Annotated in this window: 1 protein-coding gene; it reads right to left on the minus strand. The window is 44.5% G+C overall.

Annotation, left to right across the window (positions count from 1 at the left end; genetic code table 11):
* Nucleotides 1-63 precede the first annotated feature (63 nt).
* Nucleotides 64-999 (minus strand): TIGR00269 family protein, encoded by a 936-nt coding sequence (locus J7J01_03880; GenBank protein MCD6210021.1) that lies wholly within the window; start codon nucleotides 997-999, stop codon nucleotides 64-66.
* Nucleotides 1,000-1,365 lie beyond the last annotated feature (366 nt).

Raw genomic sequence — 1,365 nt, forward strand, 5'->3', positions numbered from 1 at the left:
TTCCTCCTGCGGAAATGATGATCCCCGCTTCTTCCAATATCTTCTTTATTTTGTTCTCGGTAATCATAATTGCGCGGTGACCCGTGCGATAATCTCGCATACTTTACATAACTTCGATGCTGAAGCTTCTCCACAACGCTCGCAGGTTAATAGCCGTTGTGTGGGCTCCGCAGGCGCAGGCATGAGCTCCATTAGACGCTCATAGCCACGCAGCAGCGAATATTTTGTACCTGGATGCCGCATCTCGAACTCGTTCAGCATCTGCTTCACCGAGAATCGGAACGAGAGTCTGGCATAAGGACAGTGAGCAGTGATCAGTGGTAGCCCTACGAGATATGCATATACAGCGATTTCCTTCTCCGGGATACTCCGCAGCGGCTTTATTCGTGGTACAAACTCGTCAATACGGATACGTTGCGTCTTCAATCTTCTCAATCTCTCTATATCGCCCCTTATGTAATTGATCATTATGGTCTGAACTTCATCATCGAGGTTATGTGCAGTAAAAACCTTCGCACTGCCCAGCTCCTTCGCTTTACGGTCTATCACTCTCCGCCTCAGCACGCCGCAGAATGTACACGGTGCCTGCTCGAATCCCTTTGATGCTATCTCGTCCAGTGTAAACCCGAACTCATGAGCGAAGGAGTATGTGAAGAGCTCCATATTCAGTTTGTTCACGAGCTTTTCGGCATTTTCCAATGTCAGCTTACGAAAGCCTTTTATACCTTCATCCACTGCGATTGCAACGAATTCTAAATCCCTGCGGTCATGAAAGAACTTATTCAGCATGTATATAAGTGCCGAACTGTCTTTTCCGCCGCTCAGTGCCACAGCAATCCTGTCACCGCTCTCCATCTTCATCTGTCGCCTCAGCTCTTTCTTCACTTTCCGCTCGATGTACTCTATGAAATGCTTTTCACAGAGATGCAGCCCTGAGTAGCGCTGATAGATAACAGCAGGTCTGTTGCAACCGCTTCTGCTACATTTTATCTTCCCCATTCTCTCCTTTTTCTCTTTATCTCGCTTCAATTAACCTCTAATAAAATTCATTCCCTTTATAATGTATGGAGATTTAAAATGCACCATTAATTACGCCTTCACTCATTCAATCCTTCCTCTTCTATCTTCACTTCTGATTGCTTGATTGCCTCTTTAATTTTATCCTCATAATCTGACACAGACATTTCTCCATTTTCCGCCGATATATTTCTACCCTCACATCCACCATTTTGAACATGCTTTTGATAAGCGGTATTACTCGCACAATATCTGATAATTTACCCGTAGGAACGTCTAATTTCAAGTGAAAGGTATGATACTTTTTGCCATACTCTTCCTTTTTAACTCCCTCTTGTCCTCATCCTT

The sequence above is a fragment of the Methanophagales archaeon genome (assembly GCA_021159465.1).
In the GTDB taxonomy this organism is placed as follows: Archaea; Halobacteriota; Syntropharchaeia; order Alkanophagales; family Methanospirareceae; genus G60ANME1.

Excerpts from the sequence above, each read along its gene's own strand:
- J7J01_03880 (MCD6210021.1), bottom strand. The coding sequence starts at position 999 with ATGGGGAAGATAAAATGTAGCAGAAGCGGTTGCAACAGACCTGCTGTT.